Source organism: Streptomyces sp. NPDC046900, assembly GCF_040644975.1.
In the GTDB taxonomy this organism is placed as follows: Bacteria; Actinomycetota; Actinomycetes; order Streptomycetales; family Streptomycetaceae; genus Streptomyces.
This window is the reverse complement of sequence record NZ_JBEYXD010000011.1, coordinates 85896-109287: the sequence shown is the minus strand read 5'-3', so window position 1 is coordinate 109287 and position 23392 is coordinate 85896. Positions and strand designations below refer to the sequence as shown.

At 69.7% G+C, this 23392-nt stretch carries 23 protein-coding genes and 1 pseudogene; 11 read left to right on the top strand and 13 right to left on the bottom strand.

Annotation, left to right across the window (positions count from 1 at the left end):
- Window positions 1-74: 74 nt before the first annotated feature.
- On the bottom strand, window positions 75-1949 hold the full coding sequence (locus ABZ904_RS14080; RefSeq protein ID WP_361823227.1) for a prolyl oligopeptidase family serine peptidase: 1875 nt from the start codon (window positions 1947-1949) through the stop codon (window positions 75-77).
- A gap of 482 nt (window positions 1950-2431) precedes the next feature.
- On the opposite strand from ABZ904_RS14080, the gene ABZ904_RS14075 reads away from it, so the two are divergent.
- Window positions 2432-2806, top strand: a complete 375-nt coding sequence (locus ABZ904_RS14075; protein WP_361823345.1) for a nuclear transport factor 2 family protein — start codon at window positions 2432-2434, stop codon at window positions 2804-2806.
- A gap of 44 nt (window positions 2807-2850) precedes the next feature.
- On the opposite strand, the gene ABZ904_RS14070 is transcribed toward ABZ904_RS14075, so the two are convergent.
- Complete coding sequence (locus ABZ904_RS14070) at window positions 2851-4824, bottom strand: NAD-binding protein (protein ID WP_359395786.1); 1974 nt, start codon at window positions 4822-4824, stop codon at window positions 2851-2853.
- A gap of 267 nt (window positions 4825-5091) precedes the next feature.
- Between ABZ904_RS14070 and ABZ904_RS14065 the strand changes: the two genes are divergently transcribed.
- From ABZ904_RS14065 to ABZ904_RS14055, 3 genes are all read left to right on the top strand, one after another.
- On the top strand, window positions 5092-5301 hold the full coding sequence (locus ABZ904_RS14065) for a twin-arginine translocase TatA/TatE family subunit (RefSeq protein WP_360996160.1): 210 nt from the start codon (window positions 5092-5094) through the stop codon (window positions 5299-5301).
- Between the two features lie 308 nt (window positions 5302-5609).
- On the top strand, window positions 5610-6557 hold the full coding sequence (locus ABZ904_RS14060; protein WP_359395706.1) for an MIP family channel protein: 948 nt from the start codon (window positions 5610-5612) through the stop codon (window positions 6555-6557).
- A 263-nt stretch (window positions 6558-6820) separates the two neighbouring features.
- Window positions 6821-9343 carry a SpoIIE family protein phosphatase gene (locus ABZ904_RS14055; protein WP_361823222.1) on the top strand — a complete coding sequence of 841 codons (2523 nt, stop codon included), beginning with the start codon at window positions 6821-6823 and terminating at the stop codon, window positions 9341-9343.
- Window positions 9344-9363: 20 nt separating this feature from the next.
- On the opposite strand, the gene ABZ904_RS14050 is transcribed toward ABZ904_RS14055, so the two are convergent.
- Complete coding sequence (locus ABZ904_RS14050; protein ID WP_359395710.1) at window positions 9364-9828, bottom strand: nuclear transport factor 2 family protein; 465 nt, start codon at window positions 9826-9828, stop codon at window positions 9364-9366.
- A 515-nt stretch (window positions 9829-10343) separates the two neighbouring features.
- On the opposite strand from ABZ904_RS14050, the gene ABZ904_RS14045 reads away from it, so the two are divergent.
- Both ABZ904_RS14045 and ABZ904_RS14040 read left to right on the top strand, forming a co-directional pair.
- Window positions 10344-10973 carry a GNAT family protein gene (locus ABZ904_RS14045; RefSeq protein ID WP_360996153.1) on the top strand — a complete coding sequence of 210 codons (630 nt, stop codon included), beginning with the start codon at window positions 10344-10346 and terminating at the stop codon, window positions 10971-10973.
- Between the two features lie 218 nt (window positions 10974-11191).
- Complete coding sequence (locus tag ABZ904_RS14040; protein ID WP_359395714.1) at window positions 11192-11419, top strand: hypothetical protein; 228 nt, start codon at window positions 11192-11194, stop codon at window positions 11417-11419.
- Window positions 11420-11474: 55 nt separating this feature from the next.
- Here the strand turns inward: ABZ904_RS14040 and ABZ904_RS14035 are convergent, their stop codons facing one another.
- The 3 genes from ABZ904_RS14035 to ABZ904_RS14025 form a co-directional block, all read right to left on the bottom strand.
- Window positions 11475-12209 (bottom strand): polysaccharide deacetylase family protein, encoded by a 735-nt coding sequence (locus tag ABZ904_RS14035; RefSeq protein WP_359395717.1) that lies wholly within the window; start codon window positions 12207-12209, stop codon window positions 11475-11477.
- A complete protein-coding gene (locus ABZ904_RS14030) occupies window positions 12206-13534 on the bottom strand; it encodes a glycosyltransferase (protein WP_361823217.1) in 1329 nt (442 codons plus the stop codon). Before ABZ904_RS14030 ends, ABZ904_RS14035 begins: the two co-directional genes overlap by 4 nt.
- Window positions 13535-13672: 138 nt before the next feature.
- Window positions 13673-13933, bottom strand: coding sequence for a hypothetical protein (locus tag ABZ904_RS14025; protein WP_360996144.1), 261 nt, complete (start codon window positions 13931-13933; stop codon window positions 13673-13675).
- A gap of 400 nt (window positions 13934-14333) precedes the next feature.
- Here ABZ904_RS14025 and ABZ904_RS14020 point away from each other — a divergent pair, with 400 nt between their 5' ends.
- Window positions 14334-14984 (top strand): phosphatase PAP2 family protein, encoded by a 651-nt coding sequence (locus tag ABZ904_RS14020; protein WP_360996141.1) that lies wholly within the window; start codon window positions 14334-14336, stop codon window positions 14982-14984.
- A gap of 198 nt (window positions 14985-15182) precedes the next feature.
- On the opposite strand, the gene ABZ904_RS14015 is transcribed toward ABZ904_RS14020, so the two are convergent.
- The 4 genes from ABZ904_RS14015 to ABZ904_RS14000 form a co-directional block, all read right to left on the bottom strand.
- Window positions 15183-15548 (bottom strand): hypothetical protein, encoded by a 366-nt coding sequence (locus tag ABZ904_RS14015; protein ID WP_360996138.1) that lies wholly within the window; start codon window positions 15546-15548, stop codon window positions 15183-15185.
- A 39-nt stretch (window positions 15549-15587) separates the two neighbouring features.
- Window positions 15588-15839 carry a hypothetical protein gene (locus tag ABZ904_RS14010; RefSeq protein ID WP_360996135.1) on the bottom strand — a complete coding sequence of 84 codons (252 nt, stop codon included), beginning with the start codon at window positions 15837-15839 and terminating at the stop codon, window positions 15588-15590.
- Between the two features lie 210 nt (window positions 15840-16049).
- Window positions 16050-16862: a M56 family metallopeptidase gene (locus tag ABZ904_RS14005; protein ID WP_361823212.1), complete on the bottom strand. Its 813-nt coding sequence runs from the start codon at window positions 16860-16862 to the stop codon at window positions 16050-16052.
- Between the two features lie 3 nt (window positions 16863-16865).
- Entirely contained in the window at window positions 16866-17258 is a 393-nt protein-coding gene (locus ABZ904_RS14000; protein WP_360996129.1) for a BlaI/MecI/CopY family transcriptional regulator, read from the bottom strand.
- 117 nt (window positions 17259-17375) lie between these two features.
- Between ABZ904_RS14000 and ABZ904_RS13995 the strand changes: the two are divergent.
- The 4 genes and pseudogenes from ABZ904_RS13995 to ABZ904_RS13980 form a co-directional block, all read left to right on the top strand.
- A pseudogene (locus ABZ904_RS13995) lies at window positions 17376-17501 on the top strand (protein kinase); the annotation flags it as partial.
- Window positions 17502-17634: 133 nt separating this feature from the next.
- Window positions 17635-17907, top strand: coding sequence for a hypothetical protein (locus tag ABZ904_RS13990; RefSeq protein ID WP_360996126.1), 273 nt, complete (start codon window positions 17635-17637; stop codon window positions 17905-17907).
- 338 nt (window positions 17908-18245) lie between these two features.
- Window positions 18246-18986, top strand: a complete 741-nt coding sequence (locus ABZ904_RS13985) for a helix-turn-helix domain-containing protein (RefSeq protein WP_359395735.1) — start codon at window positions 18246-18248, stop codon at window positions 18984-18986.
- Window positions 18987-19110: 124 nt separating this feature from the next.
- The gene (locus ABZ904_RS13980) at window positions 19111-19668 is read left to right on the top strand and encodes a DoxX family protein (protein ID WP_360996123.1); all 558 of its coding nucleotides are present in this window, start codon (window positions 19111-19113) and stop codon (window positions 19666-19668) included.
- Between the two features lie 529 nt (window positions 19669-20197).
- On the opposite strand, the gene ABZ904_RS13975 is transcribed toward ABZ904_RS13980, so the two are convergent.
- The 3 genes from ABZ904_RS13975 to ABZ904_RS13965 form a co-directional block, all read right to left on the bottom strand.
- On the bottom strand, window positions 20198-20425 hold the full coding sequence (locus tag ABZ904_RS13975) for a hypothetical protein (RefSeq protein WP_360996120.1): 228 nt from the start codon (window positions 20423-20425) through the stop codon (window positions 20198-20200).
- A 114-nt stretch (window positions 20426-20539) separates the two neighbouring features.
- A complete protein-coding gene (locus tag ABZ904_RS13970; protein ID WP_360996117.1) occupies window positions 20540-21925 on the bottom strand; it encodes an LCP family protein in 1386 nt (461 codons plus the stop codon).
- Between the two features lie 137 nt (window positions 21926-22062).
- Complete coding sequence (locus ABZ904_RS13965) at window positions 22063-23130, bottom strand: sodium:calcium antiporter (RefSeq protein ID WP_360996114.1); 1068 nt, start codon at window positions 23128-23130, stop codon at window positions 22063-22065.
- Between the last annotated feature and the right edge of the window lie 262 nt (window positions 23131-23392).

Genomic DNA, 23392 nt, shown 5'->3' with positions numbered 1-23392 from the left:
GAGGCGTCACCTGTCCGACGGGTCACTTCCCGGTCACCGCACTCCGGCGTCACACCGCCCTGTGCCGTCCGCCCCTAGGCCACGGTCGCCGCTCCCTTCACCTCCTCCGCTGCCGTCCCCAGGTGCCGCGCGGCGAAGTCCAGCTCCAGCCGTACCTGCTTGATCCGCTCGTCCACCACCAGCGAGCCGTGCCCGGCGTCGTACCTGTAGACCTCGTGCACCGCATCGCGTGCCGTCAGCCGGTCCACATAGTTCTCGACCTGGCGGATCGGGCACCGCGGGTCGTTCACCCCGGCAGAGATGTACACCGGTGCCTTCACCGCGTCGACGTACGTCAGCGGCGACGAGGCCTCGAACCGCTCCGGCACCTCCTCGGGCGTGCCCCCGAGCAGTGTCCGGTCCATCGCCTTCAGCGCCTCCATCTCGTCGTGGTACGCCGTGACGTAGTCCGCGACCGGGACCGCCGCGATACCGATGGTCCACGCGTCCGGCCGTGTACCGAGCCCGAGCAGCGTCAGATACCCGCCCCACGAACCACCCGTCAGGATGAGCCGCTCCGGATCCGCGAGCCCGGACGACACCGCCCACTCCCGGACCGCCGCGATGTCCTCCAGCTCGATCAGCCCGACCCGGTGCTTGAGCGCGTCCGTCCACTCACGCCCGTATCCCGTCGAGCCGCGGTAGTTGACCCGCACGACCGCATACCCGTGATCCACCCAGGCCGCCGGACCCGCCGCGAACGAGTCGCTGTCGTGCCACGTCGGGCCGCCGTGGATGTCGAACACCGTCGGCAGCGGCCCGCTCGCCCCGGCCGGTCTCTGCACCAGCGCGTGGATACGGCCGCCCGGCCCTTCCACCCACACGTCCTCGACGGGCACCGACTCCGGTGACTTCATCCCCGGCGGATCCAGCACGACGTCGCCCGACGTCGACCGCACCACCGGCGGCTCGGCCGCCGACGACCACAGGTACTCCACGCTCCCGTCGGGACGCGCGGTGGCCCCCGACACCGAGCCCGGGGGAGTCGGCACCCGCGTCAGCTCCCGTGCCGCCAGGTCGTAGCGGAACAGCTCGCTGCGCGCCTCGAAGCTGTGCACGATCAGCAGCGCCGAGCCGTCGGGATACCACTCCGCGGCCACGTCACCCGGCAGCTCGAGCGCCAGGTCCGTCTCCTCGCCCGAGGCGACGTCCCACACCATCGGCTCCCACCGGCCGCGCCGCTGGTGCCCGACCAGCAGCCGTGTGTCGCCGTCGACCGGTGCGAAGCCCAGCACCTCCAGGCCCAGCTCGGCCGTACCACCCTTGGTGTCGTCCAGCTCCGCCACCGTCGAACCGTCCGGCCGCAGCACGCGCAGGGCGGAGTGCATCGCGTCGCCGTGCTCGGTGTGCTCGAGGGCGATCAGCGAGCCGTCCCGCGAGAAGTCGCCCACGCCGGCCGACTCCCGGTGCCGGTAGATCTCCACCGGGTCCCCGTCGTTTCGCACGAGGTGGATCGTGGACCCGTCCTGGTCGGTCGAGCGACCCACGACCGCCGTCCACCCGTCGCGCCCGATCGCGAGCCCGGCCGGGTACGAGGGCTCGAGCCCGGGAGCCGCCGGCTCGTCGGTCCCGGAGTCCTTGCCGGATGCGCCGGGCGCGAACCGCTGGCGTCTCCAGATCCCGAACTCGTCGCCGTCCGTGTCGTCGAACCACCAGATCCACTCGCCGTCCGGCGAGAGCAGGCCGTCCGTCGTGCCGTTCGGCCGGTCCGTGACCTGGCGCTGCGCGCCCGTGACCCGGTCCCACGCGTACAGCTCGTACGTCCCCGTCGCGTTGGAGACGAACAGCGAGCGGTGCGGCGCGTCCTCCGCCCAGTCGGGCAGCGACACCCTCGGCGCCCGGAAGCGCTTCTCCCAGTCCGGCATGTCCGCGTCGCGCTTCGGCGAGCTGGACCCGTTGCTCTCAGTCATGGCCCCATAGTGCCTGGCCCCGCCGATTTTCCGCGGGCAAGGTCCCGAGCCTGTGGACAACTTCCCGGCAAACCGCCTTGACCAGGCGTGATCACGGAGTCCGTAAAGACTGGCGACGTGCGTGGCCCATGTGGCGTGGTTCGGCGTGCGTGACGGTGTTCGGCGTCCGCGGTGTGGCCTCCGCGGCGCACTCGGCATCCGAGGCGCTCGTCTCTTTGGCTCGTGTGCCTTGCGTCACCTGAGGCGCTCGCCACTGCAGCGTGCGTGGCTTGCGCGGGTTCCGTGGCCTGGGTGGCTTGCGCGGGTTCCGTGGCCTGGGTGGCTTGCGCGCCCCGCGTGAGGAGGGCCGTCCGCGTGGCAGGGGTGTGGACGACTCGGGCCCGAGGCCCGCACCCGACGGCTCCGCAACCCCGCCGAGATCCGATGTGCGCAGGTCCGAACCGATTGTCAGTGGCGGGATGCACACTCGCGACATGACCTCGATGACCGATCTGCGCAAGACCGTGGAGAGCTTCTGGGCCGCCGCGGAGGCCCGTGAATGGGACGCGTTCGCTGCCACGCTGGCCGAGGACGTCGTCTACACCCTGCCGCAGACGCGCGAGCGCATCCGCGGGCGGGAGAGGTACGTCCAGTTCAACCGCGAGTACCCGGGCGACTGGCACCTGCGCGTCGAGCGCGTCGTCGCCGAGCCCGACCAGGTCGTCACCTGGCTGCACGTCACGGTGGGCCTGGACGAGATGTACGGCATCACGTTCTTCACGGCCGACCGGGAGGGACATATAGCCACGGTGACGGACTTCTGGCCCGAGCCGTACGAGCCGCCGACGGGCCGCGAGCACTTGGCCGAGCGTTTCTGACGGCCGCGGGGCGACTGCTCCCCCTTGGTCGCGCGCTCCGTTTCCTACGCGCCGGCCGGCTCGCGGCGCCTGCGGCCGAGGAGTTCGGCCAGGCCACGGCGGGTCGCCGCCAGGACCACCCGGTCCTCGGGGCGCAGGACATAGGTGGCCGGCAGGTCCCAGACCAGACCCGAGGCCTGGGTGGGGGAGTCCGTCTCGGGGTCCGGCGTCTGGTTCCATTCATCGGGCGCCGCGGTGTCCAGGGCCAGCACACGCCACGCTCCCGCACGGAACGCCTCGGCGACCGTCTGTCCCTCCAACTGCGGATGGCCGCCCACGTCCACGGAGGCGAACAGCAGCACCCGCCGCTCCACCGGGATCGCACCGAGGATCTGCCGCCCCAGCATGGCTCCGGCGAACGCGGGCGCGGCCAGGTGGGACACGCTGCGGCTGCGGGTCACCGCGTGCGGGTACGCGACACGCAACGTGCGGTAGACCGCGGTCGCGAAGTCGTCGTCGTACAGACGCAGGACCACCTGCAGGTCGGGGCGTACGGACCGTGCGTACAGAACGGCCTCGAGGTTCGTGGTGTCGGCGCTGGTCAGCGCGAGCAGCGCATGGGCTCGATGGATCTTGGCGGCTTCCAGGACGCCTTCCTGCGTCACGTCCCCGAGTACGACGGGCACCCCCAGCCGGCGTGCTGTGGCGAGTCCGCGTGCCTCCGGATCGCCCTCGACGCACACCACGGGAATCCTCAGTTCGCGCAGCCGGGTCATGACCCGTGTGCCGATCTTTCCGACGCCGAGCAGCACGACGTGCCCGGACAGGCCGCGTGCCGGTTTCCGCAGCGCGGACCCGCTGCGGAACGTGCCGAGCGCCTCAAGCACGGCGGCCAGCAACACGGGCAGCAGCAACAACCCCATCAGCCCGGACAGCAACTGCAGAATCTGCCGTCCGAGAGGTTCACCGATGGCCGGGTTGTTGATGGCGAACAGGTCGAGCAGCGTCAAGTACGTGGCTTGCAGCGGGGGTTCGCCCGTCACGGCCATCGACGCGACGGCGAGTGCGACGACACACCCCACGACACCGGCGACCGACCAGCGCAGCCGCCGCGACAGCAGCGAGGCGAGCGGGACGACGCTGCGCCCGGCCGGCAGTGCGGGTCCCGCGTAGGAGACGGTCTCCAGGACGATGGTGCCGCGTCCGGTGGCCGCCGCGACCGCCCTTTCGTCGGGCAGGAGTTGGGGCCCCTGCTCACCGCTGCCCTCCGGGCCGTAGGCTCCGGCCGGATCGTTGGTCGTCGCGGACAGCAGCGCCAGTGTGCACAGTCCTGGGTCGGCGACCTGGTCCGGCCCCGGTGGCGGTCGCTCGGCGGCCCGCAGGATCAGTCCGTCGGTCTGTACGACCTTGGTGGTGCCGGCGACGGCGGTCGCGGCCAGTGCGGGCGCCGCGGTATCGGCGTCGGACAGGACGGTCGTGGAGGCGTCGAAGCCCTCGGACTCCACGTCGGGCCCGCCGGAGGCCAGCGCGGCGGCCTGGTCGAGGAGCGCCTCGATGTGCTGCCCGAGACGCCGGTTGTACAGGCGCAGGACAAGCCGGAGTCGCGGGTTGAGGCGACGGGCGGTGAGCGCGGCGCGGATGTTGGTCTCGTCGTCGTCATAGACGAGCGCCAGCGCCGTCGCCCGTTCCACTCCTGCCTCGGCGAGGACGGCCTCGGACGCTTCGAAAGCCTCCAACGTCGTTATGTCGGAAGGCGTTCCGGCGGTGCGGCTCGTCGCTCCCGTCGTGCGGCTCCCCGCCCCCGGGACGCGTCCGTCCGCACCGCTGCCGTGACCGTTTCCCCCGTTGCCGTTGCCTGCCGCCCGTGTGACCGCGGCGGAGACCCGGTCCAGCAGCCCCGAGGCGCGGGCGCGGCCCACCACCGGCTGCCGTGCGAGCCGTTGGGAGGGCGGCACGACGAGCGTCACCTGCTCGTCGTACACCCCGCGCAACTCGGCGGCGAGCCGGTGCGCGAGCCCGTCGTCGCCGCACACCACCATGTGCGCGACGGGGTCGCTCGAACCATTCTGTTGCGGAACGCCTGCCACGGGGAGAAAGACTGCCTTACTGATGGCGCTGGTTCCATAGGGGTGCGGGGCGTGACGGGCGCCGGGGCGGGACCGGCCGCAGGGCACCGTGGGTGCCGCCGCCCGCCGGCTGAGAGCGTCCGGCCCACAGCGGGACTTGTGGGTCGCTCACCACCGGGAGAGACTTCCACAGCCTTGTGGATCCACACACCTGTCCTGGGAGCAAGCCTGATGTTCGGCATGAGTGAGCTGGCCGTGATCCTCCTGGTGGTGGTCGTGGTCCTCGAGATCAAGAAGCTGCCGGAACTGGCGCGTTCGGCGGGAAAGGCGACGCGGATCTTCAAGGGCGAGGCGAAAGCCCTGAGGGATCAGGACGCCGGAGCGCCCGGCGAGGGCCGTGTCATCCAGGGCACAGTGGTGGGTCGGGAGGACCCGGCAAAGCGCCCCTGAACGGCTCGCCTTCCTGAGCCGAGCGGTCGACTCGCCCATACGGCGCAGGAGCCCGTTCGGTGAAGCGCGCGGCTGCATGCCGTGAGCCATACTCGTGTGTATGCCTCGACCGCGGCCACGGATGGGAGCGCACGTCCCAGATCCGGCACCTGGCTCGGAATGCGGAGGTCGTTCCATTCGAATAGTCAGGCCCGGACGAGTGGCATCGGCTTGCCCCGCCACAAGGAGCGAGGCGGCCGGATCGCGGAGTGCTCGGCGAGGGGAGGGGCCGCCGCCGCTGGCCGGATTAGTCCCTTAGGGGGCCTTTCATGGCTGTGGAAAATCCGCCCTTGGTAAGACCCTCACGTCTCAGGAGCCGAGGTGGCCTCTTCGGTGAATGCCTCGCAGAATTCCTGGGCACGTTCGTGCTCGTCTCCTTCGGGTGCGGCTCGGTGGCCACGGCGGTTGCGGCACTGCCGGGATCGGGCCGGACCGCGGGACCCACCACCATCTTCGTCGCCGCCGGTGACTGGCTCCTCATCACCTGGGGCTGGGCCCTGGCCGTGGCCTTCGGCATCTACGTGGCCGGCGGGGTCAGCGGCGCACACCTGAATCCGGCGGTCACGCTCGCTTTCGCGGTGCGTCGCCGATTCCCCTGGTCCAAGGTCCCGTCGTACATGTTGTCGCAGCTGGTGGGTGCGTTCGCCGGGGCTGCGCTGGTGTATGCCGTGTACCACGACGCGATCAACACTTTCGACCGTGCCATGACGGGGCCGAAGACGAACGGTCACACCCTCGCCACCTTCTCGATCTTCGGAACCTTCCCCGCGCAGTACTTCCACGGCGGCGTCTGGGGACCGCTGGTGGATCAGATCGTCGGCACGGCGTTCCTGGTCATGTTCGTGGTGGCGGTGGTCGATCTGCGCAACACGGCGGTGAAGGCCAACCTCGGGCCACTGGTGATCGGCTTCGTCGTCGCGGCCGTGGGGATGTCGTACGGCGCGAACGCCGGCTACGCCATCAACCCGGCCCGCGACTTCGGGCCGCGTCTGTTCACCTGGCTGGCGGGGTGGCAGGAACTTGCGCTGCCTGGCACGCTGGCCGGTTCCTTCCACGACTACTTCTGGATCCCCATCGTCGGACCTCTTGTCGGCGGCGTGATCGGCGTTCTGGTCTATGACCTGTTCATCGGTGACGTCCTGCACATCCGGGCGCAGTCGAACGCGCCCCCCGAGCCCGGCCGGGCCGATCCCGTGCGGACCTCGGACGAGGAGTGACCGGAGGGGTCAGGCGTGTTCGGCGAGTCGCTCAGGGACGCGTCCGGTGTAGTGGCTCGATGCGGCTTCGGAGCTGGTCGATGCGGCATCGAAGCTGGTCAGCGGCCTGTTGTGGACCCGGCCGAAAACAGCTGCCGCAGGTAAAGTGGAACAAGTCCGGCAGCCGCTCAGGCGCAAGCGGCTGCGCGCTGGGAACGCGACGGTACTGGATGGCGGGCATGGGTGCTCCCTTGAGAACTCGTTCCACAGCAGCGGACACCCCTTTGGGCACCTCGACCGCCGTGGCCGTGGCCGACGGCGCGGGGGTGGTACGGGGATGGAGCGAGGGAGCTGCGAAACTTCTCGGCCACTCGATCCCGGAGGCGCTGGGCAGACCCCTGTCGGACCTGATCCGGCCGGTGGAAAGTGCGGCGCATCAGGCGGACACCCCTGACCTTGCGGCGCGACTCGGATCACCACAGGGCTGGGAGGGCCGGCAGATCGTACGCCATCGGGACGGCCATCATCTCGACCTGGAGATCAAGGTCCTGCCCCTCCAGGACTCCGGCGACTGCTCACTACGCCTTGTCCTCGCCTCCGACGCGACTCGGACCTGGTGGTGGAGCGCCAGCCGGTCCCTGCTGGAAGGGGTCACCCATACCGCGCCGGTAGGCATGATCATGCTCGACACCGAACTGCGGCCCACCTGGGTGAACGACGCCATGGAGCACCTGTGCGGCATCCCCCGTGAGCGTTTCCTCGGGCGGCGCCTGGGAGACGTCCTGCCAGGCCTGGACATAGAGCACACCGAAGCGGAGATACGCCAGGTTCTGGAGACCGGCCGCCCCTCGATGGGCTGTGAATACTTCGGCCACGTCCTGTCCGATCCGGACCAGGTCAGCTACTCCACCTCGTGCTTCCGCCTGGAGAGCGAGGACGGCGAGCCGCTGGGCGCCTGCTACATCGTCCTCTCCACCACCGAGCACTACCGCGCCCGGAAGAAGCTCACCCTCCTGAACGAGGCACGCAAGCGCATGGGCGGCACGCTGGACATCCCCCGCACAGCACAGGAACTGGCCGACGCCGCCGTCCCCGGACTCGCCGACCACGTCACGGTCGACCTCCTCGACTCGGTGCTCCGCGGCGAAGAGCCCCCACCCGGCCCCGCCGACGCCACCACCGCGGCCTCCCTCCGCTGTGCCGGACATCGCTCCCTCCGGAGAGGCGCCTCGCCGCCCGTCCCGTTGGGTGAGCCATGCGGCTACCCTCCGTCATCGCCCATCGCGCGAGCTCTGATCGACGGCGCCGCCGCACTGATCCCGGCACTGGACCCCATGGACCGCCACCTGGTCGCCGAGGACCCCGCCCGCAGCGCCCACCTGCGCGACCTCGACCTCGGCACCCACTCCCTGATGGTCGTGCCCATCCGCGCACGCGGCACCACCCTCGGAGCGGTCACCATCGGCCGCTGGCAGCCCAAAGGGCCGTTCCAGCCCGACGACCTGGTCCTCGCGGAAGAGCTGGTCGGACACGCCGCGGTCTGCATCGACAACGCCCGCCGCTACACCCATGAGCACGCTGCCGCACTGGCCCTCCAGCGCAGCCTCCTGCCCCGGGAACTGCCCGAACAGAACGCGGTCGACGCCGCCTACCGCTACCTGCCGGCCGACATGGAAGCCGGCGTGGGCGGCGACTGGTTCGACGTCATCCCGCTCTCCGGAGCCCGCGTCGCCCTGGTCGTCGGCGACGTCGTCGGACACGGCATCCACGCCGCCGCCACCATGGGACGCTTCCGCGCGGCCGTACAGACCCTTGCCGACATCGACCTCGCCCCCGACGAAGTACTGGCCCACCTGGACGACATGGTCAGCCGGATCGCCGAGGAGGCCGGCGACGAATCCGGCGTGACCGGAGCGACCTGCCTCTACGCGGTCTACGACCCGGTGAGCCGCCTGTGCACCCTCGCCCGCGCGGGCCACCCCTCGCCGGTACTCGTCACTCCCTCCGGCGCCGCCCGGCTCATGGACCTTCCGAGCGGCCCTCCCTTGGGCCTCGGCGGTCTGCCGTTCGAATCCACTCAGATGACGGTCCCCGAAGACAGCATCCTCGTCCTCTACACCGACGGCCTCATCCACAGCTCTTCCCTGGACGCCGACCAAGGTGTCCAGCAGCTACTGGACGCCCTGTCCGCGCCACAGACCCGGCTGGAGGACGTCTGCGACGCCGCGGTGGGAAAGCTCTGGGCCAACCGGCCGGGAGACGACGCGGCGCTGCTCCTGGCGCGCACCCACGCCCTGGGCGAGGACAACGTCGCCTCCTGGGACATCCCCAAGGATTCCGTCGCCGTCGCTCCGGCCCGCACCGAGGCAGACCGGCAACTCGCGGCCTGGGGGCTGGAGGACCTCGCCTTCACCACGGAACTGGTGGTCAGCGAACTCGTCACCAACGCCATCCGCTACGCCTCGGAACCCATCCGGCTGCGCATGATCCGCGACCGCACCCTCATCTGCGAGGTCTCCGACGGCAGCAGCACCTCACCTCACCTGCGGCACGCCCGGACGACCGACGAGGGCGGCCGCGGCCTCTTCCTGATCGCCCAATTCGCCCAGCGCTGGGGCACCAGATACGACAGGAACGGCAAGACCATCTGGTCCGAACAACCCCTCCAGCCCACCGGGCTCGCATACGACTCCAGCTTCGACGCTTTCGCGGACCTCGACGCTCTCGGAGACCTCGGCGCCCACGACGTCGAGGACACAGGTCGAGAAAGCCGGCAAGATAAACCGGCGGAAACCAGACCCATCTGATGAGATTCAGCCACGCCGCGCTACGACTGGGCGCCGACGCCCGACGGCGGCTGTCCCTTCGTCCAGATCGGCCGGACCACCACGCGGCTGAAGCGCCAGCCGTCGGGGGTGCGGCGGAGATCAGCCTCGAAGCGGCCGCCCACTGTGAACAGAGGGTCGGCGTCACCGCCGCGCTCCTGGAGCGTGGCGTCATGATGGACGTGGGTCATCAGGGCATTCCACGAGGCGGTGGCCCGCTCCGCCCCGGTGTCTGCATCGGTGATGATCCCGGAGGCGATGTGCTGAGTGCGGTCGTAGCGCTCGAGCGCTTCCTCTGCGGCGCGGATGGCCTCGGCACCCTGGGACGTCCCCAAGGGTGTTTCCATACGCGCGTCGTCCGTGAGGAAGTCGCGGGTCCAGTCCGCCGCGAACTTCCGTTCGTCCAGAACCCGGAAGAACCGGTCGACGAGCATGCTGATCTCCGCGTGATCCGTCTGCGTAGTCATGATCAGAGCCTCTTACCTCAAGGGGACTTGAGGTCAAGCTCGCCTGTGGCCGATTCGCAGGTGGAGTATCCGCGCGGTGGTACGGAGCCGCGGAACGACACTTGCGAGTTCGAGCAGCGACCGGGCCGGGGTTCGCCGGATCCGCGTACACAACCTCCGTGATTCCAGGGCCCCATCCGGCGGCTCTTCCTGTTTGCGTTTGCCCTCCTTGCCGCCGATCAGGTAGGCCGACGAGAATCAGAGGTCGCTGTAGTCCGCTTCTGTACAGCAACTCCCGCCGTCGGCGTGCAACTTGCGAAGATCGAACGAGCGGTGCTTCCCCAGCCGACGTCGACACCAGACGGATGCCCGCACAGGTGGCATTAGACTCCCGGCCGACGTCGAACGCGGCCGAGTCGGCCGAGGGGTTTCCAGGGGGGCGCATGGTCTGGTCACTGCTGCGCCGGCGTCGGGAGCGGCCTACGCCCAAGCTCCCGCTGCCCGGCCCATGCTGGCAACGGCGGCACACTCTGTACATGGAGCGCCTCCTCTTCTACACCCCGGAGACGTCGCTGGACCTTGCCGCCGCCGCGGCCGCCGGCTCGGACTCTGAGGCCCAGCGATGGCTCGGGTGGGACAAAGGCATCGTGACCGACGCGCACGTCCGCGAGGCAGTGCTCCAGCTACGTCCCGGTGACACCAACTCCCTTCGTTCGTCCCCGGTGGCCCAGCGCCTGCTGGCCCATCCCTTCGAACCCCGTCCCGACCAGGGAGAGATACTGATCGGCGTGCGCCTGGACGATGGCAGATACGCCGGGGTCACGGGGCTGGATGTCAGCACCGGGGAGATCGGCGGGTGGCTGGCCCCCCATGCGCGTGGCCAGGGGTTCGGCGCGGAGTTGTTCGGGGCCGCTGTGATCCTCGGCCATGCTCACCTGGGACTTCAGACGGCGCGGGCAGGACACGAGACGACGAACACCGCGTCCGCGCGGGCGCTGGCGGGCGCCGGCTTCGTCGCGGACGACGGGCCGCCACGCCACACCCTGGCGGACGGCCGCGAGATCGACTCCCGCTGGCTGCGGCATACGGCCGCGGAGCCGACCTCCCGCTGCCGCGGCGCCGTACCCGCAGCACCGAGCGAACCCGCGGGCCGTTCGGCCACCTAGGGGCCCGCGGTTACCAGGAAGTGATCTCCGGTACTCCTGATGGGCCTGGGGTTGCTGCTGCCCTCATGCCGCCTTGCACGGGGGGACAGCCGGGGGGCTGGGCATTCTCACAGCACCGTTGCGCGCACGCGGGAGATGAGCGAGGACCTGTTGGCGGACCTCACCGCCGAGAGGAAAGCGATGCCCGCCCAGCCCACTCCCGAGTCGGAGCACGTCGGATGAGCCCCTCGATTCCCCACACCGCTGCCTTCGACGCGGCGATCCTGCTGGATCTGAGCGTCGAGTTGATACTGCCGTCCGTCATGCTGCTGGAGGTCGTGGCGTTCGTCTCGGAGAGGGTCCGCGAGAGGCTCGCGACCCGGGCTGGACCGGTGGCCGCCACCTTCCTGGCACTTGGACCGGCTGCCGCCTATGTGGCATACCGACTCATCGCCCTGACCGGGTGACCAACCGACCGCAACCTCTGAGGCGCACACCCTTCCCACACCGAGGTTCGCGACTTCACTGCGCTCGGTGTCCGTGCTCGCGCAGGGGACCGACCTGCCAACCGTGAGCCTGGCACGTGTCGAGGATGCGGGGCAGTGCCTGCAGGGTGGTGCGCCAGGAGCCGGTGGCGGAAGTGCAGTCGGAGTCGTGCAGCAGGATGGTGCCGCCGCCGCGCAGGTCCCTCAGGACGGTGTCCTCGACGGAACGGGGGGTGGCCCGCTTGCGCCAGTCCTCGCCCCAGCAGGTCCACAGCACAGGGGTCAAGCCGAGGCGGCGGCAGGCCAGATGGGCGGCGGTGGTCATCACCCCGTACGGCGGCCGGAAGAGCACCGGTGGCCGGCCGGTGACGTCGGCTACCGCGTCGCGGGCGCGGGCGAGGTCGTCGTAGGTGGTACGGGGGCCGCGCACCAGCAGGGGGCGGTGGTGCCAGCCGTGGACGGCGATTTCGTGCCCGGCGGCGGCCATCTCCTTCGCGAGCCCGGGAGAGCGGGCGAGCATCGAGCCGAGCAGGAAGAAGGTGGCATGGATCCCGCGTGCTTCGAGGAAGCGGAGGAAGAGCGGGGTGGACAGGTGGTCGGGGCCGTCGTCGAAGGTGAGGGCGACGTGGTCCGGGCGGCCCTGGCCGGCCAGACGCGGCATGGCCGTGTTGCGGAGCGGACCGAACGTGGAGATCACGGGTGCGGCGTGCAGGGCGGCGAGCGCGGGCAGAGCCGCGGCAGCGGCGAACAGGGCAGGGCGTGCCTGGGTCATCGCCTGTCTCCGTGCAGGTAGTGGGTGACGGCGATGAAGCGGGTGGGGGCTTCGGCGTAGGCATAGGCCAGCGGGGCGCCGACAGCCAGCGACACGGTCGCCGCCGCGATGGTGGCGGTCAGAGCCAGCCGCCGCCTGCCGGTGTGACGAACCGCTGGGGACGGTGCGGTTGGTGTGAGCCCATGTCCGGTTCGTCCAGTGATGGCGGGCACCGGGCCGGGGGCGGATTCGTGCAGGGCGATCCCCGCCGCGCGTTGGGCCTGGCCGCGCGGCCCGTGCAGGAGTTCGGTGAGCACGGGGCCGAGTCGTGCCGGTTCGCGGATCCAGGCCGCGAGACCCGCCTCCTCCAGCGCTTGGGCGTTGGTCTGGCCATGGCCGGGGATGCAGCGGTAGCTGGCCACCGGCAGACCAGCGGCCAACGCCTCCAGTGAGGTCAGCCCGCCGGCATTCTGGACCAGCACGTCGCAGGCGTGCATCAAGCCCGGCATGTCGTCGACCCAGCCGAAGGCGTGCTCGATGCCGTCCCGTCGCAACTGCTCGGCGAGGGCCTGGTTTCGTCCGCACACCACCACCGGGACGGCGACGCCCGTCTTTTGTATCTCGACGGCCGCCTGCCTCACCGGGCCGACGCCCCAAGAGCCCGCGACCAGCAAGGCCAGCGGCGCGGGCGCCGGAAGACCGAACCGGGTACGTGCGGCGGGCCGTTGCTCCGCGGTGGCGGGAGTGAAGCACGGGTCGGTGACGGGACCGGCGACCGTGACGCCGGCCGCACCTTGTGCGTGGGCCTGGGCTGCCGGAACCGGGTGCACGGCCAAATGCGCGTCGACGCCGGGGGCGACCCACATGGCATGAACGGAGAAGTCGGTCAGGTAGGTGAAGGCGGGCACCCTCAGCAGGCCGCGCCGCCGCAGTGCGCCGAGGACCTGGCCGGCCCCCGGGTACGTCGAGATCACCGCGCACGTGTCCGGTGGCAGTACCGCGAGGGTGCGGTGTTCGGCGCTGCGGAACAGCGCCCGCCAGAGCGCGCCGGGGCGTGAGGCCTGATCGGTGGCCTTGTAGAGGCGCTGGTAACTCTCCGGCGCCCAGGTCAGCAGGCGGTGGTAGCCGCTGCACAGCAACCTGCCGGCCCGCGCGGGCAGGAGGTCGAGGAAGTCGTGACGGTCGACCACAAACCCGTGCGCGGTCAGCCGGTCGGCGAGCCCGGTGGCGGCCCCGTCGTGTCCTGCGCCGACACTCGCGGAGATGAGGACGATCCGCCTGGGGCCCGAGCCCAGCTGGAGCGCAGAGAGTGCCGGCTGGGACGCCAGGTCATCACGGTGGGGCACGTTTGTTCAGCCTCCTGACGGAACAGCGCACGGCCGGAGATGCTCGAAGCCTCGACGGTGCCGTGCGCAGGGCGGGGCGCACACCTTCACGGCCGAGTGCGGCTACTCGGTCTCGGCGGACATCGAAGGCCGAAGCTACTACATGATGTAGAAATTTGGCAGCCATAGCACGAACTCATCGGGACCTTGCGTCGCCCACCCCGCCGCACGAATCGCCACTGGGGCCAAGGCATACAGGGCCAGCGTGAACAGATAACCAGCACAGCCGAACTGGCGGCGCACTCTGGCCGAACTCATGGCGGCGGTGGCCAGGAGCGCGACGAGCGGGGTGAGCACAGCGACGACCTGCACTCCGACCTCAATGGCGACGGTAAATGTGCACAGGAGGGCGGCGATCACAGGGGCGGGCTCCAACGGTACGGCCGACGGAGGGCTGGATACCGGCAAAACTACTACATGATGTAGAAGCGTGGTGAGGGTGTGCCGAAGAGAGGCGGAGGGCCCGTCAGTGACACGGCACCACCCCGCTTCTGCAGGCTGCCGCGGCGACGCGTGGCAGGCCCGGGCGCCGGAATGCGCACAAGGGCCCTCAAGGCATTCACGGATGGATGCCGGCAGTGATCCGGCGACGGAGTCGCTCGGGCTGCGGACCACAAAGTTCTACAACATGTAGTAGTTTGGCTTTACGGCCACCACTGATTCACCGTGATGTCACCAGCATGCCATCGCGGGCGTGGAGATCGGCCGACGGCGCCGGGCCGTTCCACGGCGCCTCCTGCTCACATGGAAGGACGTGCCCATGACCGCGGCCGCCACCGCGCAGCTGGCCTTCGACGGATCCGGCATCGACGGTTCGTTGTTCACCACCGTCACCGACTTCGCCCGCGACACCAAGTGGCTCAACACCCCGATGGAGGTATGGACCAACCTCGGCCTGGGCGTCTTCGCGGTCCTCATGGTCATGGGCTGGTGGCATGCGCGCCGCCGCGGCACACAGGCGATGACTGTCGCGCTTGCCGCACCGGTCGCGGTGGTGATTGCCTTCGCGGCCGCCGAGGTGGTCAAGAAGATCGTTGCCGAGGTACGGCCCTGCCGGTCGATGCCCCACGCCTACCTGGTCGACTCCTGCCCGGCACCGTCGGACTACGCCTTTCCCAGCGGCCACTCCACCGTGGCCGCCGCGACCGTGGCCGCGCTGTTCCTGCTGGACCGCCGCCTGAGCGCCATCGCCGCGGTGTTCGCCGTCGTGGAGGGCTTCTCCCGGGTCTACGTCGGCGCCCACTACCTCCACGACGTCCTCGGTTCCGCGATCCTCGCCCTTCCTGTCGCCTACCTCACCAGCCTCGCGCTGCGCCGCTGGGCCACCCCACTGGTCGCGGCCCTGAACCGCGGCGCGCTCCGTCCGGTGCTGACCGCCGAACCCCCTGCCGTCGCTCAGCACGCACAGTGATCGGCGCCCGAAGGGGACCCGCGCCGAGCACTCCTCAACTGCCCGGAGCCTGCACCGACCTTCCGGCTGTCCTGGACCAGCCGCTCAGGCCATCCGGCGCTCCGAGCCCTACCAGTCCGCGCTGACGGACATCGCGATCGCCGTCGCTTCCACGCCCCGGCCTTCCGTGGACACTGGCTGGAACGCGGACGGTTTCCCTCAGCGACGGCCGACCCGCTCCTCGGCGCCGATCTCGGTCCGGTAGGCGCTCAGTGTGCGGGACGAAGCCGACCAGGACTGTGAGAAGGGGCGAAGCCTTCGCCAGTCGTACGGAGGATGTCCGAGCTTCGGACGGCGCCGGTCGTAGCCGTTGATCAGCATCCAGCCCGCGACACACGCCATGATCAGCACGCGCCCGGCGACATCGCTCAGACGCGCACCGGGCGCCAGCAGGCCACCCACGCCGGCCCTCCACAGCCAGTACCCGAGCAGCGGATAGACCACCAACTGGTGCCAGATCTTGGTCGGCGCCATCGCCTGCTCACGGGTGAAGAATCCTGCCCGCAGCTCTCCCCACCACTGCACCAGGCCGAAGCACAGCCAGACCCCGCCGCAGGCCAGTTTTCACCACCGCCCCGCCGGCCCGCCCGGCGCCGCCGCCCCCATTCGCCACACGCCCAGCGCGACGGCCACGGCCAGCAGCGGATCGCCGAGCAGCACCGCCATGAACCCGGTACGAACACCCATCAGCCGGCGCTCCAGCACGAGCGCCAACAACCACAGACCACCCGGCGTGACAGCGAAGGCCGCTAACGCGGCGACCCGGGGGCCGTGCTGCAACGGCACGCCCAGCCACGGTAGATAGCGTCCGCTCACATCGGACACGATCCCCCGGCAGGCCGGCACTCATGCCCGACCGCCGGGAGTCTGGTGCCGAGGGCCCCTGGGAGAGCGGTCAGCGCGTGCGCAGCTGCGCTGCGGTGGCGTGAGCGTGCATCGCGGCCTCGAACAACCGCTCTGTGTCGTGTGCCGTGACGGCCAGGCTTGCGCAGCAGGTCCCCATCAGGACGACGAACGCCGCCATCATCATGTTGGAGCGGCGGAGCGGCGGAGCGGCGGAGCCAGCAGCGCCTGGACACGTTGGGGCACCGGCCCGCCGGTCGCGGACAGCGCCGCCTGCTTGGCCCGGCTCGATGCCAGTGCTGCCCGCGCGATGGCCCTCGCGACCAGCCGCCGGTCGCCCACCACAGCCCCGGCCTCCTCATCCGCCCAGCGCTCCACGGCAAACGCCCCTGCCCGCTCCGAGGGCCGCAACAGCGGGTTCACCACCGCTGTCAGATGCAGCACCAGCGAAAACAGATGGTGCCGATGCCGCAGATGCGCCCGTTCATGGGCGAGCAGAGCGCGCCGCTCCAGGCCGTCCAGCAGCCGCAGCATCCCGGAGGAGACGACCACCCGCCCCGGCATGCCGAGCACAGCGAACGCCGCCGGCATCGGATCGTCGAGCACGGCCAAATCCCCGCCTGCCGCGATGTGCCGACATTCCCGCCAGGCATCGACCAAGGCACGTCCACGACGCCAGGACGCCACGGTCAGGCTCACCACTACGAGCAGGACCACCCCGGCACACACCGCGGCCATCTTCCGGCTCACCGGATCCTCCGCCGCCAGCACACTCACCGACCACGGCCCCTGTTCCGCCACCAGCGGCACCTGGCCCACCGCGGTGAAGGCCAGAATCGCCAGCTCGGTCACCCAGGTTCCGGCCACCACTACTGCCGCGCACAACATCGCCCACGCGCCCACGCGCGGGGGCATCCGGCGCCCCACCCATGGCGCAACCAGCGCCAGCGCCGCGCTCACCAGCAACGGCAGATACATCGGCACCGGCCAGAACACGACTCACCCCCGGTCAGGAAAATCGCCGTGCAACAACTGCTCCAGCAGTTGCTCGTCCTCCGACGACAGATCCGAAACGAACCGGGCCAGCACCGCCGCACGGTCTCCACCCTCGTCCAGCAGCGAGTGCATTCCCGCAGCCGCATGCCCGGCCTGGTCATCCACGGGGGCGTAGACATGGCTGCGCCCCTCCCGTTGCCGGGTCACCATCCCCTTGTCGCACAGCCGAGTCAGGATGGTCAGCACCGTCGTATACGCGGCACCGGGCACCTGTTCCTGGACCACAGCCGCGGGCACCGGGCCGCCGACGGACCACAAGGCAGCCAGCACCTCTGCTTCCAGCTCACCCCGCGCACGTCGTCGGGCCTCGCCCCGGTCGTCCTTACCGCCCGTCATCTGGAACCTCCCTCGCTGCTTCTGCCAGGTCATCGTCGACCGCTCAAGCTACTACGAGACGTAGAAAAACGGCTATCTCGATCACGAGGACGTCTCCAACGGCCGCGCGAGCGGCTGGCTCCGAAGATCGCGCGCAGCGTGCTCGCCACGGGACTAGCCGAACCGACACAGGAAGCGGACATCTACGCCCTCGGAGCCTTCCTGCCCATCTCCGCCACTGGCTGGCGCGCGGTCGCATTCCCGGGGACATTCCCCGGGGCGAGGGCGGTTGTTGGCCCGTCCGGCCCCCTCGCGGGGAAGGATGGCCCCACTCCTGAGATGCCTCCGCTGGCCATCCTGGAATTCACACAGCCACCAGCCGAGGGAAGTGGTCGGCATGATGTGGTATGACGGCGGATGGGGCTGGGGCGGCTGGTTCGCCATGATCGTGTTTATGGTGCTGCTCTGGGCTCTGATCATCGTTGGAGTCATCGCGCTCGTGCGCTACCTCACCGGAACCCATCACCAGTCCGGCCCGCATCCGGCTTCGGGCGGACCCGGAGGGGGAAGCCGACAGGCTGAGGACCTGCTTGCCGAGCGGTTCGCCCGCGGAGAGATCGACGAGGACGAGTACAAACGCCGTCTCACACTGCTGCGGGAGCGCTGGTGAGCGCGAACCGCCGCCGAGGGAAGCGACTCCCACGCCTCGCACGGCCCAGAGACTGCCCAGGGATCAGCCGCCTGGGCCTGAGGCGGAGCGGCAAGCACCAGGACTTCGGTCGCCGGACTGCCGGGAACCTCCGGCAATCCGCCATTGGCTCACCCCCTGCGCCGGTGGGATCAGTGGACGGCGGGCTCGCTTACGGTTGGTTCTCCGGTGGGCATGGGGGCGTTGGGGCCGGCGCTCTCGCCGGAAGTGTCGGGTGGAGGATCCAGTTACCGCTGGGTTCGCCGAAAAAATGGCATTTCGGGAGTTTCACCCGACTTTATTGGCGATATCATGGCGTCGTGGGACTGGATCACACCTCGTTGACCACTCTTGCCGCCCTTGGCGACGATCTGCGCCGCCGCATGTTCGACTTCATCCGGCAGGAGCGGCGTCCGGTCACGCGCGAGGAGGTGGCCGCGAGCCTCGGGATCTCCCGCAAGCTGGCGGCGTTCCACCTGGACAAGATGGTGGCAGTCGGTCTGCTCCGATCTCACAGCCAGACGCCTGCGGGAATGATCCACAAGGTCGGCCGCAGGCCCAAGGTCTACGAGCCGGTGGCGGAGGCCATCGCGGTGAGCATTCCCGAGCGCCGCTACGGCATGCTCGCCGACGTCCTGACCGAGGCCGTCATGACCGAGGCCGGGGGCGAATCGGCCCGCGACACCGCGCTCCGCGTGGCGTATCGGCGCGGTGAGACCCTGGGCGGCGCCGAACGGGAACAGGTACGTCCCGGCCGACTCGACGCCGAGCAGGGGCTCAGCCTGGCCGCCGACACGCTGGAGGGGCTCGGGTACGAGCCGGAGCGTTCCGCGCCCACCCTGCTGCGGCTGCGCAACTGCCCCTTCCACCCTTTGGCGGCCAAAGCCCCCACCCTGGTCTGCGCCGTCAACCAGGCTTTCCTGGCCGGCTATCTGCACGGCCTGGGAAGTGACAAGACCACAGCGGTGCTCGCCCCGCGGCCCGACGCATGCTGCGTCGAACTCCGCGCCGACGGCGAGGCTCAAGGCCCCTCGGAACCCGGAACCGCCTGCGGGCGGTGAACCGGCGCAGAGGCTGCGGCCGGGAAGCATCCGCCAGCGATGTGGCGTGAATGCCCGCCGCCGATGGCTCGGCGCGGGCCGGGCTGAGGAAGCGCCCTAGTTCACATGCTCACCGGAGCATGCCATGGCTACGAAGATTTATGTGCACCAGACCTCGGCTCCCCTGGAACCGGCAGCGCGGCACACCGTGACGCCGAGGTCGTCCGCCTCCGACTGGGGGCTTTTGCTGATCAGGCTGGCCTTCGGACTGCTGATGGCCGGCCACGGCGCTCAGAAGCTGTTCGGGCTTTTCGGGGGCAAGGGGCTGACGGCGACCGGTCGGGGGTTCGCAGCCCTTGGTTACCACCCGGGAAAGGTCTACGCCCTGGTCGGCGGTCTGTCCGAGTTCCTCGGTGGCCTCGGCCTGGCTGTGGGGCTGCTCACCCCGCTCGCGGCCGCCGCCCTCATCGGCGTGATGATCAACGCCATGGTCACCGTGACCGGCTCCCACGGTCTGTGGGAGACCCGCGGCGGCGTGGAGTACAGCGTCTGCATCGCCGTCGTCGCCCTGGCCGTCGCCCTGATGGGTCCCGGCCGGCTGGCCGTTGACCGGATCTTCCGCTGGGGCGTCGGCGGCTGGGCCGCGGGCGCCTTCGCCTTGAGCCTGGGAGGGATCGCTGCCGCCGTCGTGCTGAGTCTTTGAACCCTCCAATGCCAGCGAACGGTTGGAGTCGCCATGAACTCCACGCACTCCGCCGAAGCCCGCCTCAGAGGACTGGGAGTGTGCTGTGCGGCCGGCAACACGGTGCTGCACACCCTGCTCGTCCCTGATCACCTCAAGGAGAAGTTCTACATCGGCGTTCTGTTCGCCGTGGGAAGTGCCGTCATGCTGGTCGTGGCGGTGGGACTCGTCACCTTGAAGCGTTCCCCGGCCGCGTGGCTGGTCGGGGCCCTCGTGAGCCTCGGCATGATCACCGGTTTCGCGCTGTCGCGCACCGTCGGCCTGCCGGGCGGTTACTACGAACCCGGATGGGAGCCTCCCTACGGCGCCCTTTCCTTGATCGTCGAGGGAATCTTCGTCCTCGCGTTCCTCGTCTGGCTCGGGGAGGGGACAGCCGCGGGTACCGCTGAGCCCAAGGTCCGAAACAAGGCGATCCGCGAACGGAGCGCACCGGGGCCGGGCCCATCGAAGCCCCGGTGGGCGTCGTCATGTGCCGTTGAGGTGGCGCGCGTTACTCGTGCGCAACGCGCCCTTCGGGAGGCAGTCCGTGATCTGTCATTCGGTGCCGCATGCCGCTGCCTGTCACCGACAGCCAGGTGTGCAGAGTCAGACCGTCCTCTCCGTGCCAGGCCGCTTCCGCGACGGTCTGGACGACCGCGCAGATCCAGCCGTCCGGCACGGGCATGAAGCCGTTCGATGGCGGATCCATGCCCGGGCCGGCCCGTGTGATGTCGTCCACGGCCACGGTTCTCCGGACGAAGTAGGCCTCTTGCCGTTGTGGGTGTGCTGACATCCGTGCCCGGGCCCGGACTGCGCGGGGTGTTCGGCTTGGTCCTTCGGTCTGCGGGGCGGGTCAGCCGCTGAGGGCGGGCAGGTCGGGGCCTATGGTCAACGTGACCGCTCCAGCGGCGGCCTGCCTCGACAGGGTGGGCGTGAGGCCGGGCAGGCGGGCGGCGAGTGCCTGGGCCTGCTCCGACTGGCCCTGGGCGTAGGTGAGCGTGGTCTTGCCGACCGTGGCGCGTGCGTTGCCGGTGGAGGTGATCTGGAAGCCGAGGGCGCGGAGTTGGTCGGCGACCTTCAACGCTTCGCCTTTGGTGCCGGTGCCGTTGAGGACGGTGACGTGCACCGTGCTCGCCGGCGCGGGTAGGTGGACGGTGGCCTTCTTCAGGTCGGCCTTGGTCATTTCCCGGTCGTGGTTGAGAGCGGTGAACAGGTCTTGGGCTGCGGGCAGTTGCCAGGCGACGTTGGCCTTGTCGGTGGGCACGTCCCGCTCGCGCGGGTAGTTGGGGACGGTCAGGAACGAGATGCGATCGGTGGCTATGCCTTTGACGCTGGTGGCCAGACTGTAGAGCTGCTTGAGGCCGGCCAGGCCGGGGTCTGCGGTCAAGGACTTGGTGGCGGAGTTCAGAAAGCCGTAGAGGGCGGTGGGGTTGTAGAGCTTGGACTTGGCGCGGGTGGCCAGGGACTGCATGAATTCCTGCTGACGGCCGATGCGTCCGATGTCGGAGCCGTCGCCGATGCTGTAGCGGGCGCGGACATAGCCCAGGGCCTTCTCGTCCTTGACGATATGGCATCCGGCCTTCAGATCGAGGTGAGCCTTCTTGTCATGGATGGCCTGCTTCGGGCAGACCTGGACGCCGCCGAGCGCGTTGACCATGCCGGTGAAGCCACGGAAGTCGACGATCAGGAAGTGGTCGATCCGCACGTGGGTGTTCGTCTCGACGGTCTTGATGGCGCAGGCGGCGGCCTTCGCGGTGTCGCCGGTCGAGCCGCCGATCGCGAACGCCTCGTTGATCTTGAAGTGGTGGGCGGTGGACTGGGTGCCGTTGCCCCGGTCGCAGGCGGGGATCTGCACCCAGGAGTCGCGGGGGAAGGAGACGACCGTGGCCCATTTCCCGTCGCCGCCGGTGTGCAGCAGCATCAGGGTGTCGGACTGCATGGTGGTGAGGTTCTTGCCGTAGGCGTCGCCGAGCCCTTTGCGGCTGTCGGATCCGATGACCAGGATGTTCTGGCCCCCGACGGCGGCCTTGGGCCGGTTGTCGCCGAGCGAATCGCCCACGTCGGCGCCCGTGATGTTGCCGTTGAGGTGCGTATATACCCAGCCACCCACGGCAGCGGTCCCCAGGATCAGGACCGAGACGGTCAACGCGATCCACCGGCCAATGCGTCGTTTGGGGCGCCGGCGCCGCCTGCTCGTGGGTTCCTGGAAGCCGGATGTACTGCGCGCGTGTCCTGCCATGACAGGGAGACGCTCCTTCGCTGTGGCGAGTGCTGATTCGCGCGGACGGGAAGTGGCCCGGCTGTCGGAGGCAAGTCCGACCGACAGCACCGTCCCGTGCGGCCACGCGGGCCCAGGTGGCAGCACGGGGCACCCGCTCAGCGCAGGATGGGTATCAGGCCGAGAGCGAAGAGCACGTAGAAGCCGGCCGCGACCGCGAGACGCGCTGGGGTGAGCTTGTGGGCGCGCATGGTCAGCAGCAGGTAGACGATCGCCGCCATGGTGATCAGACCCGACCACAGCAGAGCGCCGTCGAAATGCCACGTCGTGAACAGCAGACCCAGGCCGGAGGGCACGGTGGCCTGGATCATCATGGCGCCCGAGATATTGGCGAGCGCCAGCTTGGTCTTGCCCTGCCGTACCCAGATGATCGCGTTCATGATCTCCGGGAGTTCTGTGGCGATCGGGGAGAGCAACAGGGCGGTGACCGAGGCGGACAGGCCCAGCATCGGACCGATGGCGTCCAGCTGCTTCACGAACAACTGCGAGGCGAAGAAGATCACGACGAGGGTGACGAGCGTCTGCGCGATGACGGCCCAGGTGGCGGGGGAGACGGCCTTGGGCTGGAACTTCAGCGGCTCCAGCTCCTCCTCTTCGCCGTCCTCGGCTTGGCCACCGCGGATCTCCCGCCAGAAGTAGACCGCGTATGCGGCGAAGAACAGCAGACCGAGCGCGGGCTTGAAAGCGAAGGCGACCAGGCCGAGTGCCACCTTGACGATGAAGATCGGCAGGAACCACTTCTGGTCCTTGGCCAGCCGCTGCATGTCCTTTTCGCTGCCGAGCGCCTGCTCAGTGTGAGGCGCCTGCGGATCGAAGCGGTCCGGCCCTACGCCGCCCGCGGCGACCAACGCTGACGTGCGCTCCTTGCGGCGCTTGAGCAGCAGCACTGCGCCGGTCACGCCGTAGGCGACGGTGGCCAGTGCCAGCGGGCCGCCCATCGCGGCACCCACGCCGATGTTCTTGGCCTCTTCGGTGCCACCGGTGGTGACCGCGACGAGAGTGACCACGGACTCGGGCAGCGCGGTACCAAAGGCGGCCAGGATCGTACCGACCGCCGTCTTCCCCACGTTCAAGCGCTCGCCCAGCCACTCCACGGCATTGACGAACCACTCGCAGGACAGATAGATCGCCACCGCGCAGACGATCAACAGAACGAAATGAATCACGGGTCTCGTCCAAACCTTCCCGCACCGGCGGGGGCTTCGAGAACGACCGCGCGAGGGGAGATGGCGGCAGCTTCGACCCCGCCAACGCGCATACGTCGTCGACAAAGGGCCGAAGGTCTCGCCCGCCCGCACACGAACCGTGCGGGCCCGGTCACCGGGAACCCGGCGCTGGGCTCCAGTGTGTCGACGACCGGTATTGCGGGGCTACTCCCCTTCGCAGCCGCCGAGCATACAGGGTGCTCGTCGACGTCCCAAAAGCCAT